At 64.2% G+C, this 19,003-nt stretch carries 17 protein-coding genes; 7 read left to right on the top strand and 10 right to left on the bottom strand.

Annotated features, from left to right (window positions below):
* Positions 1-18: 18 nt before the first annotated feature.
* Together CAG41_RS09910 and CAG41_RS09915 are read right to left on the bottom strand one after the other, a co-directional pair.
* Positions 19-1,218, bottom strand: coding sequence for an efflux RND transporter periplasmic adaptor subunit (locus CAG41_RS09910; RefSeq protein ID WP_085579767.1), 1,200 nt, complete (start codon positions 1,216-1,218; stop codon positions 19-21).
* A 58-nt stretch (positions 1,219-1,276) separates the two neighbouring features.
* Positions 1,277-2,557, bottom strand: a complete 1,281-nt coding sequence (locus tag CAG41_RS09915) for a TolC family protein (RefSeq protein ID WP_085630554.1) — start codon at positions 2,555-2,557, stop codon at positions 1,277-1,279.
* 467 nt (positions 2,558-3,024) lie between these two features.
* Between CAG41_RS09915 and CAG41_RS09920 the strand changes: the two genes are divergently transcribed.
* The 4 genes from CAG41_RS09920 (at position 3,025) to CAG41_RS09935 (ending at position 6,079) form a co-directional block, all read left to right on the top strand.
* Positions 3,025-3,699, top strand: coding sequence for a heavy metal response regulator transcription factor (locus tag CAG41_RS09920; protein ID WP_085580099.1), 675 nt, complete (start codon positions 3,025-3,027; stop codon positions 3,697-3,699).
* Positions 3,696-5,096, top strand: coding sequence for a heavy metal sensor histidine kinase (locus CAG41_RS09925; protein WP_085579763.1), 1,401 nt, complete (start codon positions 3,696-3,698; stop codon positions 5,094-5,096). Before CAG41_RS09920 ends, CAG41_RS09925 begins: the two co-directional genes overlap by 4 nt.
* A 177-nt stretch (positions 5,097-5,273) precedes the next feature.
* Positions 5,274-5,705: a type II toxin-antitoxin system Phd/YefM family antitoxin gene (locus tag CAG41_RS28810; RefSeq protein WP_256575478.1), complete on the top strand. Its 432-nt coding sequence runs from the start codon at positions 5,274-5,276 to the stop codon at positions 5,703-5,705.
* Positions 5,702-6,079, top strand: a complete 378-nt coding sequence (locus tag CAG41_RS09935; RefSeq protein WP_085630556.1) for a type II toxin-antitoxin system VapC family toxin — start codon at positions 5,702-5,704, stop codon at positions 6,077-6,079. Before CAG41_RS28810 ends, CAG41_RS09935 begins: the two co-directional genes overlap by 4 nt.
* A 59-nt stretch (positions 6,080-6,138) precedes the next feature.
* Here CAG41_RS09935 and CAG41_RS09940 read toward each other — a convergent pair whose 3' ends face one another.
* Genes CAG41_RS09940 through CAG41_RS09965 form a run of 6 tightly spaced genes read right to left on the bottom strand, consistent with a single transcriptional unit; the run spans position 6,139 to position 12,094 of the window.
* On the bottom strand, positions 6,139-7,881 hold the full coding sequence (locus CAG41_RS09940; protein WP_085706942.1) for an ABC transporter substrate-binding protein: 1,743 nt from the start codon (positions 7,879-7,881) through the stop codon (positions 6,139-6,141).
* 47 nt (positions 7,882-7,928) lie between these two features.
* Entirely contained in the window at positions 7,929-8,201 is a 273-nt protein-coding gene (locus CAG41_RS09945) for a DUF2160 domain-containing protein (RefSeq protein ID WP_085580095.1), read from the bottom strand.
* Between the two features lie 10 nt (positions 8,202-8,211).
* The gene (locus CAG41_RS09950) at positions 8,212-9,012 is read right to left on the bottom strand and encodes a carbohydrate ABC transporter permease (protein WP_085579757.1); all 801 of its coding nucleotides are present in this window, start codon (positions 9,010-9,012) and stop codon (positions 8,212-8,214) included.
* Between the two features lie 9 nt (positions 9,013-9,021).
* Positions 9,022-9,888 carry a carbohydrate ABC transporter permease gene (locus tag CAG41_RS09955; protein ID WP_085656379.1) on the bottom strand — a complete coding sequence of 289 codons (867 nt, stop codon included), beginning with the start codon at positions 9,886-9,888 and terminating at the stop codon, positions 9,022-9,024.
* Complete coding sequence (locus tag CAG41_RS09960) at positions 9,885-11,000, bottom strand: ABC transporter ATP-binding protein (RefSeq protein WP_085579753.1); 1,116 nt, start codon at positions 10,998-11,000, stop codon at positions 9,885-9,887. The genes CAG41_RS09955 and CAG41_RS09960 overlap by 4 nt, the downstream gene beginning before the upstream one ends.
* Positions 11,000-12,094: an ABC transporter ATP-binding protein gene (locus CAG41_RS09965; RefSeq protein WP_085706943.1), complete on the bottom strand. Its 1,095-nt coding sequence runs from the start codon at positions 12,092-12,094 to the stop codon at positions 11,000-11,002. Before CAG41_RS09965 ends, CAG41_RS09960 begins: the two co-directional genes overlap by 1 nt.
* Before the next feature lie 250 nt (positions 12,095-12,344).
* Between CAG41_RS09965 and CAG41_RS09970 the strand changes: the two genes are divergently transcribed.
* Complete coding sequence (locus CAG41_RS09970) at positions 12,345-14,177, top strand: sigma-54-dependent Fis family transcriptional regulator (protein ID WP_085706944.1); 1,833 nt, start codon at positions 12,345-12,347, stop codon at positions 14,175-14,177.
* 201 nt (positions 14,178-14,378) lie between these two features.
* Here CAG41_RS09970 and cysS read toward each other — a convergent pair whose 3' ends face one another.
* Positions 14,379-15,761 (bottom strand): cysteine--tRNA ligase, encoded by a 1,383-nt coding sequence (gene cysS / locus CAG41_RS09975; RefSeq protein WP_085579747.1) that lies wholly within the window; start codon positions 15,759-15,761, stop codon positions 14,379-14,381.
* 18 nt (positions 15,762-15,779) lie between these two features.
* On the bottom strand, positions 15,780-17,477 hold the full coding sequence (locus tag CAG41_RS09980) for a glutamine--tRNA ligase/YqeY domain fusion protein (RefSeq protein ID WP_085706945.1): 1,698 nt from the start codon (positions 17,475-17,477) through the stop codon (positions 15,780-15,782).
* Positions 17,478-17,730: 253 nt separating this feature from the next.
* Here CAG41_RS09980 and CAG41_RS09985 point away from each other — a divergent pair, with 253 nt between their 5' ends.
* Both CAG41_RS09985 and lpxH read left to right on the top strand, forming a co-directional pair.
* Positions 17,731-18,237 carry a peptidylprolyl isomerase gene (locus CAG41_RS09985; protein ID WP_085579743.1) on the top strand — a complete coding sequence of 169 codons (507 nt, stop codon included), beginning with the start codon at positions 17,731-17,733 and terminating at the stop codon, positions 18,235-18,237.
* Complete coding sequence (lpxH, locus tag CAG41_RS09990) at positions 18,234-18,986, top strand: UDP-2,3-diacylglucosamine diphosphatase (RefSeq protein ID WP_085706946.1); 753 nt, start codon at positions 18,234-18,236, stop codon at positions 18,984-18,986. Before CAG41_RS09985 ends, lpxH begins: the two co-directional genes overlap by 4 nt.
* Positions 18,987-19,003: the final 17 nt, after the last annotated feature.

Raw genomic sequence — 19,003 nt, forward strand, 5'->3', positions numbered from 1 at the left:
CTTCTTGTCGAAGACGGATCAGTGAGCGTGCTCGGCCGAGGCCTTGCCCAATTCCGATTTGAGAATGAAGCTGCCGGCGGCGGCGACCTGGGTGCCGGCCTCCAGCCCTTCGGTGATTTCCACCAGTCCGGCGGCGCGGCTGCCCGGCACCACCGCTTGCGCCTTGAAGCCATCGCCGGTGCGCACGAACACCGTGGGCCGGTCCTCCACGGTCTGGATCGCGGCCTCCGGCACGGCCACCTTGACCTGCCGGCTGTCGGTGGCCACCAACGCCGTCACGAACAGCCCCGGACGCCAGGCGCCCTGCGGGTTGGCCAGGGTCACGCGGACCGTCGCGGTGCGCGTCTGCTCACCGAGCAGATTGCCGACGTAAGCCACGGTGCCGGCCACTTCGGCATTGAGTTCCGGCGCGCTGACGGTCACTGGCTTGCCCACCTGCACCCGGTTCAGATCCTTGGGCGAAACACCGAAGGTCACCCACACCCGCGACAGGTCCGACAGGGTGAAGGCGTTGGTGGTCTCGTCGACCACCTCGCCCGGCGTCAGGTGCTTCTCCACCACCACGCCGTCGAACGGCGCGCGCAGCTCATAGCGGTTGCCTCCGGCGGCGGCCATGCTGCCGCTGAGCACGCTGATCTTCTGCCGGGCGTTGGCCAGGGCGATCTCAGCCTCTTCCAGCGCCTGGCGGGCCTGAAGGAAATCCTGCTCGGCGGAAATCCTGTCCTGCCACAGCTGCTTCTCCCGTTCATAGGTCGTGCGCGCCAAGGCCAGGCGGCGTTGCGCCGCCGCCTGCTCGCTGCGCTGATCGGAGATCTGCTGGCTGGCGATCACCGCCAGCAACTGGCCCTTCTTCACCGGTTGGCCGAGCACCACCGGCACCGACTCCACGACGCCGGGCACCCGCGGCACGACGTGCGCGGTGCGGTCTTCGTCGAAGCGCACTTCGCCGGGGAACGGCAACCCGAAGCTCAGCCCCGCCGCCTGGGCCTGGGCCAGTTGAATGCCCGAGGCGGCGATCTGTTCGGCGCTCAGGGTCAGTTGCCCTTCTTCGCCTTCATCGTGCCCGCCTTCGGCCGCTGCGCTTTCGGCCGCATGCTCCGCGTGCTCGGCCGCCTCGTCGGCATGGGCGCCATCGGAAAGGTTGCCCACCCACAACGCGCCGATTCCGATGCCCAGGCTCAAGGTCGCCACCGCGACCGCCATCAGTTTTTTATCCATGGAAACTCCTCTGCGCCGCGCCGCCGATGCCGCGCTGCGGTGATCGAAACAATGAAATTCAGCGACCGGCGGCGAACGCGTCGAGATCGCCGAAAATGCGCTCGACGCGCACCCGGGCGTCGGTCGCCTCGGCGACGGCCTGGACGTATTGGGTGCGGGCGCCGATCAAGGTGCGCTGGGCGTCGAGCACGTCGAGAAAGGCGAACTTGCCCATTTCGAAGCCACGGGTGGCGCTGTCCACGGCCCGTTGCGCGGCCGGCAGGATGTTCTGGTCGAACGCCTGCGCTTCGCCGTTGGCGGTCCGCCATTGCTCCAGCGCGGTCTGGATTTCGGTGCGCAGGCGCAGCTCCGTGGCGTTGCGCAGATCCCGGGCCTGATCGGCGCGGCGCGCGGCGGCCAACACGTTGCCCTGATTGCGGTTGAACAGCGGAATGGGCATCGACAGCCCGACGACGTTGACCCGCTCGCGTTCCGTTTCGCTGTACTGGCTGCCGACGCTGACGGTCAGGTCCGGAATCCGCTGGGCTTTCTCCAGCCCCAACGAGGCTTCGCGCTGGTCGATCTGCAACGCCGCCAGGCGCAGTTCGGCGGTCTCGTTCAGGCGCCCGAGCAACCGGGACGACGGCGGCACCGCCGGCAGACTCGCGGCAGCCGGCGGCACCTCGGCCGCGTCCGGCAACGGCGCGCCCATGACCTGCGCCAGTTGCTGCCAGGCGTTGGCCCGGTCGCGCTCGGCCCGGCTCAGCTCAAGGCGCACCTCCGACAATTGCACCTCGGCCCGCGTGCCTTCGACCGGCGACGACTTGCCCGCCCCGATCCGTCCCTGCGCCACCCGCAAGCCATGCTCGGCCAACGCCAGCGACTGACGGGACAGCTGCAGCCGTTGCTGGGCCGTCTGCACGGCGGTGTAGGCCTGGATCACGTCGGCGCGCAGGCCGAGGCGCTTGCGCTCAAGCTCAATGCCCGCCGCGTCCTGGGCCCGGCTCGCCACGTCGATCCGGGCCCCGCGCTTGCCGCCCAGCTCGATGGGCTGGCTGAGGGTCACCGTGGTGGTGCGCGACTCGCGGCGGGTGTCTTCGGCCTCCCAGGAAACCTCCGGGTTGGGGATCAGCCCCGCCTGCTGCCGTTCGCCCGCGGCGATGCCGATTTCCCAGCCGGCCGCCGCCAACTCGGGGTTGCCGGCGAAGGCCGCCTGCAGGGCCTGGTCGAGGGTCAGCGCCGGGCCCGGCGAAACGACCGCCATGGCGCAGCCGCCCCACAGCAGGAGGCCGGCGGCATACAACACCCGCCGCGTGTTTTTCAGGCGCGGGCGCGCCGTCCGTTCATTTAAACCGGGCAATTGAATGTTTCCTTTTCGATTCGGGAATCTTCGATGCCGCCACGGTAGGGTTTTGAACTTATCGACAAGGTGACTGGAACATTACAAATACGTTATCCAGCGTTGGCCCGGTAACTTTTGCTCTAGCATGGAAGTGTGCACGGCCAATTAGAAATACAACGAAACACTTACTCTTCGAGTATCTGCCGAACAGCACTTGCCGCACTCCTGGATTCATGAAGTGCATGAAAAATCGCCCTCAGCGCTGCGACAGACCGTCGCAGAAGGCCGATTTAGGCGCATCCGATCAACGTCTTCGTTTGACCCTGAAGTGACTACAGACTTTATCCTGCACGCCTTCCTTCGGCCAAATGCCCGCAGGAAACACATTGGACCGCCGCAACTAAACAACTGAACCGGCCGATAAGAACAACAACTTCCACAGCCTGATCCATTAATTGACCCTTCAATGAAAGTGGTGATTGACCATGCGAATCCTTATTGTCGAGGACGAGCTTAAAACTGCCGAATACTTGCACCAGGGGCTGACGGAAAGCGGTTATGTCGTCGACCGTGCGGCCAACGGCGCCGACGGGCTGCACCTGGCGCAACAGCAGGCCTATGACCTGATGATCCTCGACGTCAACCTGCCGGAACTGGACGGCTGGAGCGTGCTTGAGCAACTGCGCCGCACCCGCTCCACCCGGGTGATGATGCTCACCGCCCGCGGCCGCCTGGCCGACAAGATCCGCGGCCTGGACCTGGGCGCCGACGACTATCTGGTCAAGCCGTTCGAGTTTCCCGAACTGCTGGCGCGGGTGCGCACGCTCATGCGCCGCAGCGAGAACATTCCGGTGCCGCAGGTGCTCAAGGTGGCCGACCTGGAGCTCGACCCGGGCCGTCACCGGGCCTTTCGCGACGGGCAGCGCATCGACCTCACCACCAAGGAATTCGCCCTGCTGCACCTGCTGATGCGCCAGTCCGGCGAGGTGCTGACCCGCACCCAGATCATCTCGCTGGTCTGGGACATGAACTTCGACTGCGACACCAATGTGGTGGAGGTCTCGATCCGTCGCCTGCGGGCCAAGATCGACGACCCGTTCGCCAGCAAGCTGATCCACACCCTGCGCGGCGTCGGCTATGTGCTGGAGGCGCGGGAATGAAGCCGGTCAGCCTGTCGATGCGCCTGGGGATCACGGTCAGCGCGCTGGGCGCGCTGCTGGTGGTGTTCTTGGCGGTGTTGGCCTACTTCGCCCTGACCCACGAACTGAACGCGCTGTCCCGGGACAGCCTGGCCAGCAAGATGGAACAGGTCGAACACAGCCTTTCGCTGTACACCGACCCCGGCGAAATCCGCTCCAAACCCCACATCCTGCTGGATCAGGTCATGGGCCATGACAACCTCACTCTGACCCTCTACGACCTCGACAACCCGCGCACGCCGCTGCTCAAGTCCGGCGCCGGCATGGCCGATCCGCGTCTGGAGCTCAAGGCCGCGCGGACGGCGACCGACGAACTGGCCTACACCGCCAGCACCGACTCCGCCGGGGCCAAGTTCCTCACGGCGACCAAGCTCGTGCGCCTCAAGGACGGCACCCGCGTGCCGCTGCTGCTGTCGGTGGACAACGCCCACGACCAGGCCTTGCTCAGCGCTTACCTGCGCTCGACGCTGATGGCGCTGCCGCTGCTGCTGATCTTCATCGGGCTCAGCGCCTGGGGCGCCGTGCAGCGGGGGCTGGCGCCGATGCGCGAGTTCCGCAAGGTGGCGGCGATGGTCTCGACCCAGGACCTGGATCATCGCTTGTCGGTGGTGAACATGCCCCAGGAACTGAGCGAGCTGGCCCAGGGCATCAACGTCATGCTCCATCGCCTGGACGCGGGGGTGCAGCAACTGTCGCAGTTTTCCGACGACCTGGCCCATGAACTGCGCACGCCGATCAACAACCTGATGGGCAAGGCCCAGGTGACGCTGTCCCGGGAACGCAGCGTGGAGGAGTACCAGGACGTGCTGGTGTCCTGCATCGAGGAACTGGAACGGGTGGCGCGGATCGTGTCCGACATGCTGTTCCTGGCGCAGGTCAGCCATCCTTCGGCGCTGGCGCCGTTCGAACCGGTCGAGCTGGCGGACGAAGCGCGCAAAGTGGCCGAGATGTTCGCCCTGACGGCCCAGGACAAGCGGATCCAGCTGAGCGTGATCGGCAGCGCCCGCGTGCTGGGCGACCGCCTGATGATCCAGCGGGCGATCTCCAACCTGCTCTCCAACGCCCTGCGCCACTGCCCGGACGGCAAGACGGTCACCCTGCTGATCGAACGGGGCGCCGCCCAGTCCTCGCTGCTGGTGAGCAACCCCGGCGCCGGCATCGAGGCGCAGCACCTGCCGCACCTGTTCGACCGCTTCTACCGGGTCGACAGCAGCCGCTCGCGCACCCAGGGCAGCACCGGCCTGGGCCTGGCCATTGTGCGCTCGATCATGAGCCTGCACCGGGGCGTGGCCGAGGTGAAGAGCCTGCCGGGCGCGATGACGGTGTTCAGGTTGGGGTTTCCCAATTCGGATACGTGAGTCGCTCCGGCTCGATGGGGTGCACCGCAGCTCTTGTAGGATTCGTTACCGCTGCGCCCCATCCCCCCACAAACGCCGAAAGCTCGCGCCGTAACGTCCGTTTCGTCCTACAGCCAGCCTCAGTGAAACTCTTTAGGGTAGTGCCTGACGGATGGACTATCGGAGCGAGGCCGGATGATGAAACGGGACACCTTTTGCGAATGGATTGAAGGCCTTGATACGTTGGCCGTTCGACAACAGGTTTGGGGCGCGGCAACGGCATACGGAGCGGGATCAGTCCGCCGGGCACTTGTCTGCGCTGAACAATCGCACCCTTTTGCGGCCCCACAACATTCTGGCTATATTTGTCCAGAACTCAGGGGAAACATGATGATCATCGTTCCGTTGGCCGAAGCCAAAAACAACCTGTCCAAACTCGTCGATGAAGCCGCAGCCGGAAAAATCATCACGATTGCCAAACATGGTCGTGCACTCGCACGCCTCGTTCCCGCCGGAAAACCCGATGCCCGGCGCATCGGAGCCATGAAGGGAAAACTGACGCTACCCGATGACTTCGACGCCCCATTGTCAGACGAGATGCTGGATGCCTTCGAAGGCACTCAAGCATGAGGTTGTTGCTCGATACCCATATCCTGCTCTGGACACTCGATGACAACCCGAGACTGTCGATCAAGGCCAGAAAGCTCATCGACAACGCTGCCGACATCTATGTCAGTGCAGCATCGTTTTGGGAGATGGCGATCAAAGTGGGGCTCGGCAAGCTGAGTGTCGATCTGGAGGAAATCCGCCAATACTGCCTCGAAAGCGGTTTCATCGAACTGCCCGTATCCACCGAACACGCCATCGCCGTGAAGGATCTTCAGCCTCATCACCGCGACCCCTTCGACCGTCTGATCATCGCCGCCGCACTGACAGAGCCCATGAAATTGCTGACCGCCGACCCTGTGGTGGCTCAATACACCGATCTGGCTGTTCTGGTTTAATCCGATGCAGAAACAAGAACGGCACCTTCCGGTGCCGTTCATTCGTTACGTCCCCGCCCTCACTTGCGCGCCGCCTCCCACGACTTGAGCAGTTCGTTGTAGCTCACGGTCTCGCCCTTGGGCTTTTCGTTGGCCAGTTTCGGCTTCGGTGCGCCGGGTTGGTCGAACCAGTATTGCGCATCGCGCTCGGGGTTCATTTTCGGCGCGCAGGTGGCCTGGGCCTTGGAGCGTTCCAGGCGGGTCATGATCGCGTCCTGATCCTTGGCCAGGCCGTCGAGGGCTTCCTGCGGGGTCTTGTCGCCGCTGGCGGCCTCGGCGATGTGGCTCCACCAAAGCTGCGCCAGGCGCGGGTAGTCAGGCACGTTGGTGCCGGTCGGCGTCCACTGGATGCGGGCCGGGCTGCGGTAGAACTCCACCAGGCCGCCGAGCTTGGGCGCCAGGTCGGTCATGGCCTGGGAGTTGATGTCCGACTCGCGGATCGGCGTCAGGCCGACGATGGTTTTCTTCAGCGACACGGTTTTCGAGGTCACGAACTGCGCGTACAGCCAGGCCGCGAGCTTCTGCTTCTCGGGCGTGGACTTCATGAACGTCCAAGAACCCACGTCCTGATAGCCCAGCTTCATCCCCTCTTCCCAGTACGGCCCGCGCGGCGACGGCGCCATCCGCCATTTCGGCGTGCCGTCGGCGTTGACCACCGGCAGGCCCGGCTTGGTCATGTCGGCGGTGAACGCGGTGTACCAGAAGATCTGCTGGGCGATGTTGCCCTGGGACGGCACCGGCCCCGATTCGGAGAAGGTCATGCCTGCGGCTTCCGGCGGCGCGTACTTCTTCAGCCAGTCGACGTATTTGGTGGTGGCGAACACCGCCGCCGGGCCGTTGGTGTCGCCGCCGCGGGTCACGCTGGAGCCCACCGGATGGCAGTCCTCGACGCGGATCCCCCACTCGTCCACCGGCAAGCCGTTGGGCAGGCCCTTGTCGCCGCCGCCGGCCATGGAGAACCAGGCGTCGGTGAAACGCCAGCCCAGGGACGGATCCTTCTTGCCGTAGTCCATGTGCCCGTAGATGCGCTTGCCGTCGATTTCCTTGACGTCTTCGCTAAAGAACTTGGCGATGTCCTCGTAGGCCGACCAGTTCACCGGCACGCCCAGCTCATAGCCGTACTTTTCCTTGAACTTGGCCTTCAGGTCCGCGCGCTCGAACCAGTCGGCGCGGAACCAGTACAGGTTGGCGAACTGCTGGTCGGGCAATTGGTACAGCTTGCCGTCCGGCGCGGTGGTGAACGAGGTGCCGATGAAGTCCTTGAGATCCAGGGTCGGCGAAGTGAAGTCCTTGCCTTCGTTGGCCATCAGGTCGCTGATCGCTTCGGTCTTGCCGTAGCGAAAATGCGTGCCGATCAGGTCGGAGTCGTTGACCCAACCGTCATAGATGCTCTTGTCCGACTGCATCACGGTCTGCAGCTTCTCCACCACGTCGCCTTCCTGGAGCAGGTCGTGGGTGACCTTGATCCCGGTGATTTCGGTGAAGGCCTTGGCCAGCACCTTGGACTCATACTCGTGGGTGGTCAGGGTTTCCGAGACGACCTTGATGTCCATCCCGCGAAACGGCTCGGCGGCCTTGATGAACCACTTCAGTTCCGCCAGTTGCTGATCGGCCGTCAGGGTGGACGGCTTGAACTCGCTGCCGATCCACTTCTTCGCCGCCTCTTCGTAGGCATCGGCCCAGGCCGAAGCGCTCAGACCGCTCAAGGCCAGCAGGGCCGCCAATGAAATGCTATGTCGCAGCTTATTGTTTTTGTCGAACATAGAGACCTCCTGTTTAAGTTCCGGAGCCGCATCGCCGAGCGATTCGGTCACCCCCAACGCATCACAGCCAACAGCCACACCACAGACAACGCAAACGCTATCCAGATGCTCCAACCGGTGACGCCGATCACCAGCAAATGCAGGTAGGCGCTGCCCAGAAGACCGATGAACAAGCGGTCGCCACGGGTGGTGGCGATCGGCAGGAAACCTTTGCGCACAACGCTTGGCGAACGCAGCTCCCAGGTGGTCATGGCCACCAGGATCAGGGCGATGACGCCAAAGAACGCCGCCGTCGGGATCGTCCAGCTCATCCATTCCATCATCGGTTCCTCATACCCGGCCCAGGGCAAAGCCCTTGGCCACGTGGTTGCGGACAAACCAGATCACCAGCATGCCCGGCAAAATGGTCAACACCCCCGCCGCCGCCAGCACGCCCCAGTCGATGCCCGACGCGGACACCGTGCGGGTCATCACCGCCGCGATGGGCTTGGCGTTCACCGACGTCAGCGTGCGCGCCAACAGCAGCTCGACCCAGGAAAACATGAAGCAGAAGAACGCCGTGACGCCGATGCCGGAGCCGATCAGCGGGATGAAGATCTTCACGAAGAACTTGGGGAAACTGTAGCCGTCGATGTAGGCGGTCTCGTCGATTTCCTTGGGCACCCCGGACATGAAGCCCTCCAGGATCCACACCGCCAGCGGCACGTTGAACAGGCAGTGGGCCAGCGCCACCGCGATGTGGGTGTCGAACAGGCCGATCGACGAATACAGCTGGAAGAACGGCAGCAGGAACACCGCCGGCGGCGCCATGCGGTTGGTCAGCAGCCAGAAGAACAGGTGCTTGTCGCCCAGGAACCGGTAGCGCGAGAACGCATAGGCCGCCGGCAGCGCCACGCTCAGGGAAATCACCGTGTTCAGGCTCACGTAGTACAGCGAGTTGAGGTAGCCGGTGTACCAGCTCGGGTCGGTGAAGATCACCTTGTAGTTGTGCCAGGTGAAGTCCTGGGGAAACACCGTCAGCCCGCCGAGGATCTCGGTGTTGCTCTTGAACGACATGTTCAGCAGCCAGTAGATCGGCACCAGCAGGAACAGGATGTACACCAGCAGCGGAATCAGCTTTCTCTTGCTCATGGCCGGGCCTCAGCGGTTGGCGTCGTTGTGGGTCATGGCCGTGTAGAACAGCCAGGACACCAGCAGGATGATCAGGAAGTACACCAGCGAGAACGCCGCCGCCGGCCCCAGATCGAATTGGCCGACGGCCATCTGGGTCAGCGTCTGGCTCAGGAACGTGGTGGCGTTGCCCGGCCCGCCGCCGGTGAGCACGAACGGCTCGGTGTAGATCATGAAACTGTCCATGAAGCGCAGCATCACCGCGATCAGCAGCACGCTTTTCAGCTTGGGCAACTGAATGTGGCGGAACACCGCCCAGGCCGAGGCCCGGTCGATCCGCGCCGCCTGGTAGTACACGTCGGGGATCGCCCGCAGGCCGGAGAAGCACAGCAGCGCCACCAGCGACGTCCAGTGCCACACGTCCATCACCAGCACCGTGACCCAGGCGTCCATGGTGTTGGCCGCGTAGTTGTAGCTGATGCCCACGGCATTGAGGCCCGCCCCGAGCAGGCCGATGTCGGCGCGGCCGAAGATCTGCCAGATGGTGCCCACCACGTTCCACGGGATCAGCAGCGGGATCGCCAGCACGATCAGCACCACCGACGACCAGCGGCCCTTGGTCGGCATGGTCAGGGCGATGGCGATGCCCAGCGGGATCTCGATCGCCAGCACGCAGGCCGAATAGATGAACTGGCGCAGCAGCGAGTCGTGCAGGCGCGGGTCGAGCAGCACCTGCCGGTACCAGTCGGCGCCGACGAAGTAGCGGCTGGACTGGTCGAAGATGTCCTGCACCGAATAGTTGACCACCGTCATCATCGGGATCACGGCGCTGAACGCCACCAGCAGGAACACCGGCAGCACCAGCCACCAGGCCTTGTTGTTCTGCACCTTGTTCATGGCAGCACCTCGCTGTCGTCGGTGGTGTCGAGCAGGAACTCGTCGGCATAGACCATCAGCCACTGGGCCGGAAAACTGATGTGCGCAATGCCCTGGGGCACCGGCTTGTCTTCGGCCAGGCGCACCTTGAGCGGCACGCCGTCGAGGTTGAGGGTGAGGATCTTGTAGGTGCCAAGGTCTTCGACGTGCACGACCTTGGCCTGCAGGGCGTCCTCGAACGGCTCGTCCCAGACATGGACGAACTCGGGGCGGATGCCGACCTTGAGGTTCTTCCACTGGCCGTGCTCGATGTGGCGCTGCAGGGCCTCGGACAACGGCAGGTGGGTCGAGGCGAACCCCACCCCGCCGGGCTGCGGCTGCACCTCGATCAGGTTCATCCCCGGGCTGCCGATGAAGTAGCCGACGAAGGTGTGGCTCGGCCGCTCGAACAGTTCCCGCGGCGTGCCGAACTGGACGATCTGGCCGCCGTACATCACCGCGATCTTGTCGGCGAAGGTCGAGGCCTCCAGCTGATCGTGGGTGACGTAGACCATGGTGATGTTGAACTGCTCGTGGATCTGCTTGAGCTTGCGCCGCAGTTTCCATTTCAGGTGCGGGTCGATCACCGTCAGCGGCTCGTCGAACAGGATCGCCGAGACATCGTCGCGCACCAGCCCGCGGCCCATGGAGACTTTCTGCTTTTCGTCGGCGGTAAGGTTGCGGGCCTTCTTGTTCAGCAGGCTCTGCAGGTCGAGGACGTCGGCGATCTCCTGCACCTTGCTGTGCACCTTCGCCTCCGCCAGCCCCTGGTTGCGCAGCGGGAACGCCAGGTTGTCGAACACCGTCATGGTGTCGTAGACCACCGGGAACTGGAACACCTGGGCGATGTTGCGCTGCTCCGGCGACAGGTCGTTGACCGCTTTGCCGTCGAACAGCACATGACCCTGCGACGGGCTGAGCAGGCCGGAAATGATGTTGAGCAAGGTGGACTTGCCGCAGCCCGACGGGCCGAGCAAGGCATACGCGCCGCCCTGCTCCCAGACGTGATCCATCTCGCGGATCGCGTAGTCCTCAGGCCCCGCCGGGGTGCGGGTGTAGCTGTGGGCCAGGTGCTGCAAGCGGATCTCGGCCATCAGGCGACCCTCGCGACGCGCCGGCCCGGTGCCTGCACCAGACGGCCCTGCGCATCGAACACGAACAGTTTATGGGTGGGGATGTAGATGCGGATCGGCGCGTCGACGTCGTACTCGTGGACGCCCGGCAGGTGCAGCACCAGCAGGAAATGCTCGTTGCGCACGTGCAGGAAGGTTTCCGAGCCGCTGATCTCCGCCACTTCGACGGTGACCGCCAGCTCCAGGTCGTCATCGTTGCTCGGCACCAGCGAGATGTGGCTGGGACGCACGCCGAAGCGGAATTCGCCCTCGCCCACCGGGCGCAGGTCGACGTTCAGCGGGAAGTGCACGAAGTTGGCGAAGCTCACCTCGTTGCCGGCGATCCGGCCCGGCATCAGGTTGATCGGCGGCTCGGAGAACAGCTCGGCGGCCAGCACGGTCTTGGGCTGCTGGTAGACCTCGGTCGAGACGCCGCTCTGGATCACCCGGCCCTCGTGAAGGATGGTGGTGGTGCCGCCCAGGGCCAGCGCCTCGTTGGGCTCGGTGGTGGCGTAGACGGCGATGGTGTGGCGGGCCTTGAACAGCTCGCGCATTTCCTGGCGCAGTTCCTCGCGCAGCTTGTAGTCGAGGTTGACCAGCGGTTCGTCGAACAGGATCAGCTCGGCGTCCTTGACCAGCGCCCGGGCCATGGCCGTGCGCTGCTGCTGGCCGCCGGACAGTTCCAGCGGATGGCGCTTGAGGAACTTCTCGATGCGCAGCATCTTCGCCGTCTCCAGCACCTTGGCCTGGATCACGTCGTCGGCGATCCCGGCCTGGCGCAGCGGCGAGGCGATGTTCTCGAACACCGTCATGGTCGGGTAATTGATGAACTGCTGATAGACCATCGACACGTTGCGCAACCGCACCGGGCGCTGGGTGACATCGACGCCGTTCATCAGGATGCGGCCGCTGTCGGGCTTGTCCAGCCCGGCCATCAGGCGCATCAGGCTGGTCTTGCCGGACAGCGTGCGCCCCAGCAGAACGTTGAAGGATCCGGGTTCGAAGGTCAGGCAGGCATCGTCGATCCAGGTCTGGCCCTCGACGGTGCGGCTGACATGCTCCAGGGTGAGTGACATGGCTCGGCCTTTTTATTGTTGGAGTCCTGTGGCGTGTGCAGCAGAGCGACATTCGTGCCAGAAATCCCAAGCCGTTGATTTGTCGCGAAAATCGCCGAAAGCGCCGACAAACCCTGTTCATTGCTGAACACATTTGAACACCTCGGCGATTGACAATGAACACAGGTGAACAACACTCTACCGAGGCTTTCGCCCGGTCCCGTGGGCCCCATAACAACAATAAGAACGCTGCATCCGGAGGCTGACCGCCATGGCCGCACCCGCCTCGCCGCTGTCCCATGACGCCATCGTCCAGACCTCCTGGTCCCGCTGCCGCGCCTACGGCCTGAGCCATCAGAGCGTCCCGGCGTTCGACCAGTTGCCCGCCGCCGGCATCGCCCGCCTGCTCGACAGCCACCACTCGCTGGTGCAGACCACCCACCAGGAAGTGCTGCCCTACTACGAGAACATCCTGAGCAACTCCAACTGCCTGATCATGCTCGCCGACAACCAGGGCCAGGTGCTGACGTCCTGGGGCACCCAGCGCTTCATCGAGCCGAACCTGGCCCGGGGTTTCCAGGCCGGCGCCAGCTGGATGGAACGCTCCAGCGGCACCAACGCCATCGGCACGGCCCTGGCCTGCGAGCAGGCGGTGCACATCGAGCATGACGAGCATTTCCTCAAGGCCAACCGCTTCATGACCGGTTCGGCCGCGCCGATCTTCGACGCCGAACGCAAGGTGATCGCGGTGCTGGATGTCTCCAGCGACAGCTACCTGCCGCCCTCCCACACCCTGGGCATGGTCAAGATGATGAGCCAGACCGTGGAGAACCGGCTGATCCTCAACCTGTTCCGCGGCCAGCACTTCGAGCTGACCTTCAACACCGGGTTGAACAACCTCGACAGCCAGTGGGCCGGGCTTTTGGTCTTCGACGAAAGCGGCCAGGTGCTGTCGGCCAACCGCCGGGCCGACAACCTGCTGGGCCTGCGCCTGTCGCGGGTGAGCGTCGAAAGCCTGTTCCAGGTGTCGCTGCTGGAATTGATCAACCAGCCCGACGGCCTGCCGTTCGCGTTGCAGACCGCAGGGCGCAACCGCTTCCAGTGCCTGCTGAGGCGGCCGAAACAGGCGCTCGTCCAGCCCCGGGTGTTCGCCGAACCGAAGGCGGCTGCGCCCGCCGCCGTCAGCCTGGGCACCCTGCACTTCGGCGACAGCCGCGTGGAAAAGGCCGTGCGCCAGGCCGAACGCCTGCTGGAGAAAGACATTCCGCTGCTGATCCACGGCGAGACCGGCGTCGGCAAGGAAGTCTTCGTCAAGGCCTTGCACCAGGCCAGCTCCCGCAGCAAACAGGCGTTCATCGCCGTCAACTGCGCGGCGATCCCCGCCGAACTGGTGGAGTCCGAACTGTTCGGCTACGAAAAGGGCGCGTTCACCGGCGCCAACCAGAAAGGCAGCATCGGCCTGATCCGCAAGGCCGACAAAGGCACGCTGTTCCTCGACGAGATCGGCGACATGCCCCTGCCAACCCAGGCCCGCCTGCTGCGGGTGCTGCAGGAGCGTTGCGTGCAGCCGGTGGGCAGCGGCGAGCTGTTCCCGGTGGACTTGCGGATCATCTCCGCCACCAACCGCTCGTTGCGCGAACAGGTGCAGCTGGGGCGCTTTCGCGAAGACCTGTATTACCGCATCGGCGGCCTGACGCTGGAACTGCCGCCCTTGCGCGAGCGCAGCGATAAGGAGGCGCTGTTCAAACGGTTATGGGAACAGCATCGCGAACCCACGCAATGGGCGGGGTTGAGCCAGGAGGTGCTGGAATTGTTTGGCCGTCATCCGTGGCCCGGCAACCTGCGCCAGGTCAGCAGCGTGATGCAGGTGGCGCTGGCCATGGCCGAAGATCAACCGGTGCGACCCGAACACTTGCCGGATGATTTTTTTGTCGATCTGGAGATGGAGCCGGTGGAGACGATGGCGCCGTTGGGGATCGACCTGAACGATGCCGAAGCGCTGAACCGGGAGTTGCGGGCGGCCGGAGGGAACATTTCCCACTTGGCGCGGCGATTGGGGGTCAGCCGCAACACCCTGTACAAGCGGTTGCGCCAGGCTGAATGACGCACTAGACGGGCGGGCCTCATCGCTGGCAAGCCAGCTCCCACAGGGAATTGAGTCGTCCGCAAAACTGATGAACACCTGTGAAATCTGTGGGAGCTGGCTTGCCAGCGATAGCGTCAGCCCGGACGCCTCAGGATCCTGAGGCAGCAAAAAAACAAAACCCGCACAAGGCGGGTTTTGTTTTGCGGCAAGCAACGGCAATCAGTCAGCCAGACGCCAGGTCGTGCCGCCCTTGCCGTCTTCCAGCACCACGCCCATGGCGGTGAGCTGGTCGCGGATGCGGTCGGATTCGGCCCAGTCCTTGCCGGCCCGCGCCGCCAGGCGTGCAGCGATCAGCGCTTCGACCTCGGCCGCATCGACACGCCCTTCGGCGCCGGCCTGCAGGAAGTCGTCGGCCTCCAGCTGCAGCACGCCCAGCACGCTGGCCAGTTCCTTCAGGCGCGCCGCCAGACCGGCCGCCGCGTCGATGTCGCTTTCGCGCAGGCGGTTGATCTCGCGCACCATCTCGAACAGCACCGCACAGGCTTCCGGCGTGCCGAAGTCGTCGTTCATCACCGTGGTGAAACGCTCGACGAACGCCTCGCCACCGGCCGGCGCCACGGCCGGCAGGCCTTTCAACGCATGGTAGAAACGCTCCAGGGCGCCCTTGGCGTCCTTGAGGTTGTCTTCCGAATAGTTGATCGCGCTGCGGTAGTGGCTCGACACCAGCAAGTAACGCACGACTTCCGGGTGGTACTTGTCGAGCACGTCGCGGATGGTGAAGAAGTTGTTCAAGGACTTGGACATCTTCTCGCCATTGATGCGGATCATGCCGCAGTGCATCCACGCGTTGGCGTAGGTCTTGCCGGTGGCCGCCTCGCTCTGGGCGATCTCGTTCTCGTGGTGCGGGAACTCCAGGTCGCTGCCGCCGCCGTGGATGTCGAAGGTCTCGCCCAGGCAGCAGGTGGACATCACCGAGCACTCGATGTGCCAGCCCGGACGCCCGGCGCCCCACGGCGATTCCCAGCTCGGCTCGCCCGGCTTGGCCGCTTTCCACAGCACGAAGTCCAGCGGATCCTGCTTGGCCTCGTCGACCTCGATCCGCGCGCCGATGCGCAGGTCTTCGATCTTCTTGCGCGACAGCTTGCCGTAGCCCATGAACTTGCCGACGCGGTAGTACACGTCGCCGTTGCCCGGCGCGTAGGCGTAGCCCTTGTCGATCAGGGTCTGGATCATCGCGTGCATGCCCGGGATGTGGTCGGTGGCACGCGGTTCCATGTCCGGCTTGAGGATGTTCAGGCGCGCTTCGTCCTCGTGCATCGCCGCGATCATGCGCTCGGTCAGCGCTTCGAACGACTCGCCGTTCTCGTTGGCCCGGTTGATGATCTTGTCGTCGATGTCGGTGATGTTGCGCACATAGGTCAGGTCGTAGCCGCTGAACCGCAGCCAGCGGGTCACCAGGTCGAACGCGACCATGCTGCGGCCGTGGCCCAGGTGGCAGAAGTCGTACACGGTCATGCCGCACACGTACATGCGCACCTTGTTGCCGTCCAGCGGCTTGAAGGCTTCTTTGCTCTTGGTGAGCGTGTTGTAGATCGTAAGCACGTTAATTCCTTGACTGAATCACTGACCCCAGGAGTCGCGCAGGGTCACGGTACGGTTGAATACCGGTGCGCCCGGTTTCGAGTCCTTGATGTCTGCGACGAAGTAGCCTTCGCGCTCGAACTGGAAACGGTCTTCCGGCTGTGCGTTGCCGAGCGAAGGTTCGGCACGACAACCGGTGAGGACCTGCAGGGAGTCAGGGTTGATGTTGTCCAGGAAGCTGGCGCCGTCCTCGGCCTTCTCCGGGTTCGGAGAACGGAACAGGCGATCGTACAGGCGCACTTCGCACTCGACGCTGGCGGCCGCCGGCACCCAGTGGATAACGCCCTTGACCTTGCGGCCTTCAGGGTTCTTGCCCAGGGTGTCCGGGTCGTACGAGCAGCGCAGCTCGACGATGTTGCCGTCGGCATCCTTGATGGCCTCGTCCGCGCGGATCACGTAGCTGCCGCGCAGGCGCACTTCGCCGGCCGGCTCCAGGCGCTTGTAGCCCTTGGGCGGCTCTTCCATGAAGTCGTCGCGGTCGATGTAGATTTCCCGGGCGAACGGCAGGACGCGTACGCCCATGTCCTCTTTCGGGTGGCACGGCAGTTCGAGGTTCTCGACCTGGCCTTCCGGGTAATTGGTGATGACCACCTTCAGCGGACGCAGCACGCACATGGCGCGCGGCGCGCTCTGGTCGAGGTCGTCGCGGATGCTGAACTCAAGCATGCCGAAGTCCACCACGCCGTCGGAACGGTTGGTGCCGATCATTTCGCAGAAGTTGCGGATCGATTTCGGCGTGTAGCCACGGCGGCGGAAGCCCGACAGCGTGGACATGCGCGGATCGTCCCAGCCGTTGACGTGCTTCTCGTCGACCAGTTGCTTGAGCTTGCGCTTGCTGGTGATGGTGTAGTTCAGGTTCAGGCGACTGAACTCGTACTGGCGCGGGTGCGCCGGCACCGACAGGTTGTCGAGGAACCAGTCGTACAGCGGACGGTGGCCTTCGAACTCCAGGGTGCAGATCGAGTGGGTGATGCCTTCGATGGCGTCCGACTGACCGTGGGTGAAGTCGTAGTTGGGGTAGATGCACCACTTGTCGCCCGTCTGGTGGTGATGGGCGTGGCGGATGCGGTACAGGATCGGGTCGCGCAGGTTCATGTTCGGCGAGGCCATGTCGATCTTGGCGCGCAGCACGCGGGCGCCGTCCGGGAACTCGCCGGCGCGCATGCGGGCGAACCAGTCCAGGTTCTCTTCCACCGAACGGTCGCGGAACGGGCTGTCCTTGCCGGCCTCGGTCAGGCTGCCGCGGTATTCCTTGGCCTGGTCGGGCGTCAGGTCGCAGACGTAGGCCTTGCCGGCCTTGATCAGCTCGACGGCCCAGTCGTGCAGCTGGTCGAAGTACTGCGAGGCGTAGCGCACTTTGCCGGCCCATTCGAAGCCCAGCCATTTGACGTCGCTTTCGATGGCGTCGATGTATTCCTGGTCTTCCTTGGCCGGGTTGGTGTCGTCGAAACGCAGGTGGGTGACGCCGCCGAACTCCTGGGCCAGGCCGAAGTTCACGCAGATCGACTTGGCGTGGCCGATGTGCAGGTAGCCGTTGGGCTCAGGCGGGAAACGGGTGACGATCTGCGTGTGCTTGCCCGAGTCCAGATCCGCCTGGATGATCGGGCGCAGGAAATTGACCGGCACGGCTGGGCCGGTCTTGGCGTTCGAGGTCGGGTCGACGGTGGGCTTGCTCATAGGATCCTTGACGTACATGTGCGCGGCCGCCGTGAGGGGGCCAGACAAAACAAAGCCGCTATCATAGCCGATGCCGTCAAGGGGCTGACAGAGCAGGCCCCACAAAAGGAACGCATTTAATCGCGGACCGGTGAAAAACAGCCTCGAAATTCGCGCCCGTCACGCTAAACTGCGCACCTTGGCCGAAACCGGCTGAACCGGTTGCGGGGCCTGAGGCTCCAAGACCACGAATTCCTTATAAAGAGTACTGACCATGACTCAAGTCAAACTGACCACCAACCACGGTGACATCGTCATCGAACTGAACGCTGAAAAGGCCCCGATCACCGTGGCCAACTTCATCGAATACGTTAAGAAAGGTCACTACGAGAACGTCGTGTTCCACCGCGTCATCAAGGGCTTCATGATCCAGGGCGGCGGTTTCGAGCCGGGCATGTCGGAAAAGAAAGACAAGAGCCCGAGCATCCAGAACGAAGCCGACAACGGCCTGAAGAACGACAAGTACACCATCGCCATGGCCCGCACCATGGAGCCGCATTCGGCTTCGGCGCAGTTCTTCATCAACGCCTCCGACAACAGCTTCCTGAACCACACCGGCAAGACCGTTCAGGGCTGGGGCTACGCCGTGTTCGGCAAAGTGGTTGAAGGCACCGACGTGGTCGACAAGATCGAAGGCGTGTCCACCACCTCCAAGGCCGGCCACCAGGACGTGCCGAAAGACGACGTGATCATCGAGAAAGCCGAGATCATCGAAGCGTGATATTGCTGATTTCAGACTTGCATCTGGAAGAGGAGCGCCCGGACATCACCCGGGCGTTTCTGGATTTGCTCGCCGGACGCGCCCGCTCGGCGAGTGCGCTGTACATCCTGGGCGACTTTTTCGAGGCGTGGATCGGCGACGATGCCATGACTGCGTTCCAGCGTTCCATCTGCCGGGCCCTGCGCGAACTGAGCGACAGCGGCACCGCAATCTTTCTGATGCACGGCAACCGCGACTTCCTGCTCGGCCAGGCCTTCTGCAAAGAGGCCGGCTGCACGCTGCTGAAGGATCCGAGTGTCGTGCAACTCAACGGCGAACCCGTCCTGCTGATGCACGGCGACAGCCTATGCACCCGCGACGAAGCCTACATGAAGCTGCGCCGCTACCTGCGCAACCCCGTCACCCTGTTCATCCTGCGCCACCTGCCCTTGGGCACGCGGCACAAGCTGGCGCGCAAGCTGCGCAGCGAAAGCCGTGCGCAGACGCGGATGAAGGCCAACGACATCGTCGACGTCACGCCCGAGGAAATCCCGCGGATCATGGAGGAACACGGGGTGAAGACCCTGATCCACGGCCACACCCACCGGCCGGCCATCCACAAGCTCCAATTGGGCGACCAGGCGGCCAAGCGGATCGTGCTGGGGGACTGGGACCGCCAGGGCTGGGCATTGCAGGTGGACGACAACGGCTTTGCGCTGGCGCCGTTCGATTTCGCTCCGCCGCCGGCGTTGCCTTCTCCCGCGCCTTAATCCTGCGGCGCCTGCTG

It is taken from the genome of Pseudomonas sp. B35(2017) (assembly GCF_002113645.1).
Classification (GTDB): Bacteria; Pseudomonadota; Gammaproteobacteria; order Pseudomonadales; family Pseudomonadaceae; genus Aquipseudomonas; species Aquipseudomonas ekonensis.

What these genes read in the sequence shown, in the direction of transcription:
- CAG41_RS09910 (WP_085579767.1), bottom strand. Translation starts at nt 1,218, where the DNA reads ATGGATAAAAAACTGATGGCGGTCGCGGTGGCGACCTTGAGCCTGGGC.
- CAG41_RS09920 (WP_085580099.1), top strand. Translation starts at nt 3,025, where the DNA reads ATGCGAATCCTTATTGTCGAGGACGAGCTTAAAACTGCCGAATACTTG.
- CAG41_RS09925 (WP_085579763.1), top strand. Translation starts at nt 3,696, where the DNA reads ATGAAGCCGGTCAGCCTGTCGATGCGCCTGGGGATCACGGTCAGCGCG.
- CAG41_RS28810 (WP_256575478.1), top strand. Translation starts at nt 5,274, where the DNA reads ATGAAACGGGACACCTTTTGCGAATGGATTGAAGGCCTTGATACGTTG.
- CAG41_RS09935 (WP_085630556.1), top strand. Translation starts at nt 5,702, where the DNA reads ATGAGGTTGTTGCTCGATACCCATATCCTGCTCTGGACACTCGATGAC.
- CAG41_RS09940 (WP_085706942.1), bottom strand. Translation starts at nt 7,881, where the DNA reads ATGTTCGACAAAAACAATAAGCTGCGACATAGCATTTCATTGGCGGCC.
- CAG41_RS09945 (WP_085580095.1), bottom strand. Translation starts at nt 8,201, where the DNA reads ATGGAATGGATGAGCTGGACGATCCCGACGGCGGCGTTCTTTGGCGTC.
- CAG41_RS09950 (WP_085579757.1), bottom strand. Translation starts at nt 9,012, where the DNA reads ATGAGCAAGAGAAAGCTGATTCCGCTGCTGGTGTACATCCTGTTCCTG.
- CAG41_RS09955 (WP_085656379.1), bottom strand. Translation starts at nt 9,888, where the DNA reads ATGAACAAGGTGCAGAACAACAAGGCCTGGTGGCTGGTGCTGCCGGTG.
- CAG41_RS09960 (WP_085579753.1), bottom strand. Translation starts at nt 11,000, where the DNA reads ATGGCCGAGATCCGCTTGCAGCACCTGGCCCACAGCTACACCCGCACC.
- CAG41_RS09965 (WP_085706943.1), bottom strand. Translation starts at nt 12,094, where the DNA reads ATGTCACTCACCCTGGAGCATGTCAGCCGCACCGTCGAGGGCCAGACC.
- CAG41_RS09970 (WP_085706944.1), top strand. Translation starts at nt 12,345, where the DNA reads ATGGCCGCACCCGCCTCGCCGCTGTCCCATGACGCCATCGTCCAGACC.
- CAG41_RS09980 (WP_085706945.1), bottom strand. Translation starts at nt 17,477, where the DNA reads ATGAGCAAGCCCACCGTCGACCCGACCTCGAACGCCAAGACCGGCCCA.
- CAG41_RS09985 (WP_085579743.1), top strand. Translation starts at nt 17,731, where the DNA reads ATGACTCAAGTCAAACTGACCACCAACCACGGTGACATCGTCATCGAA.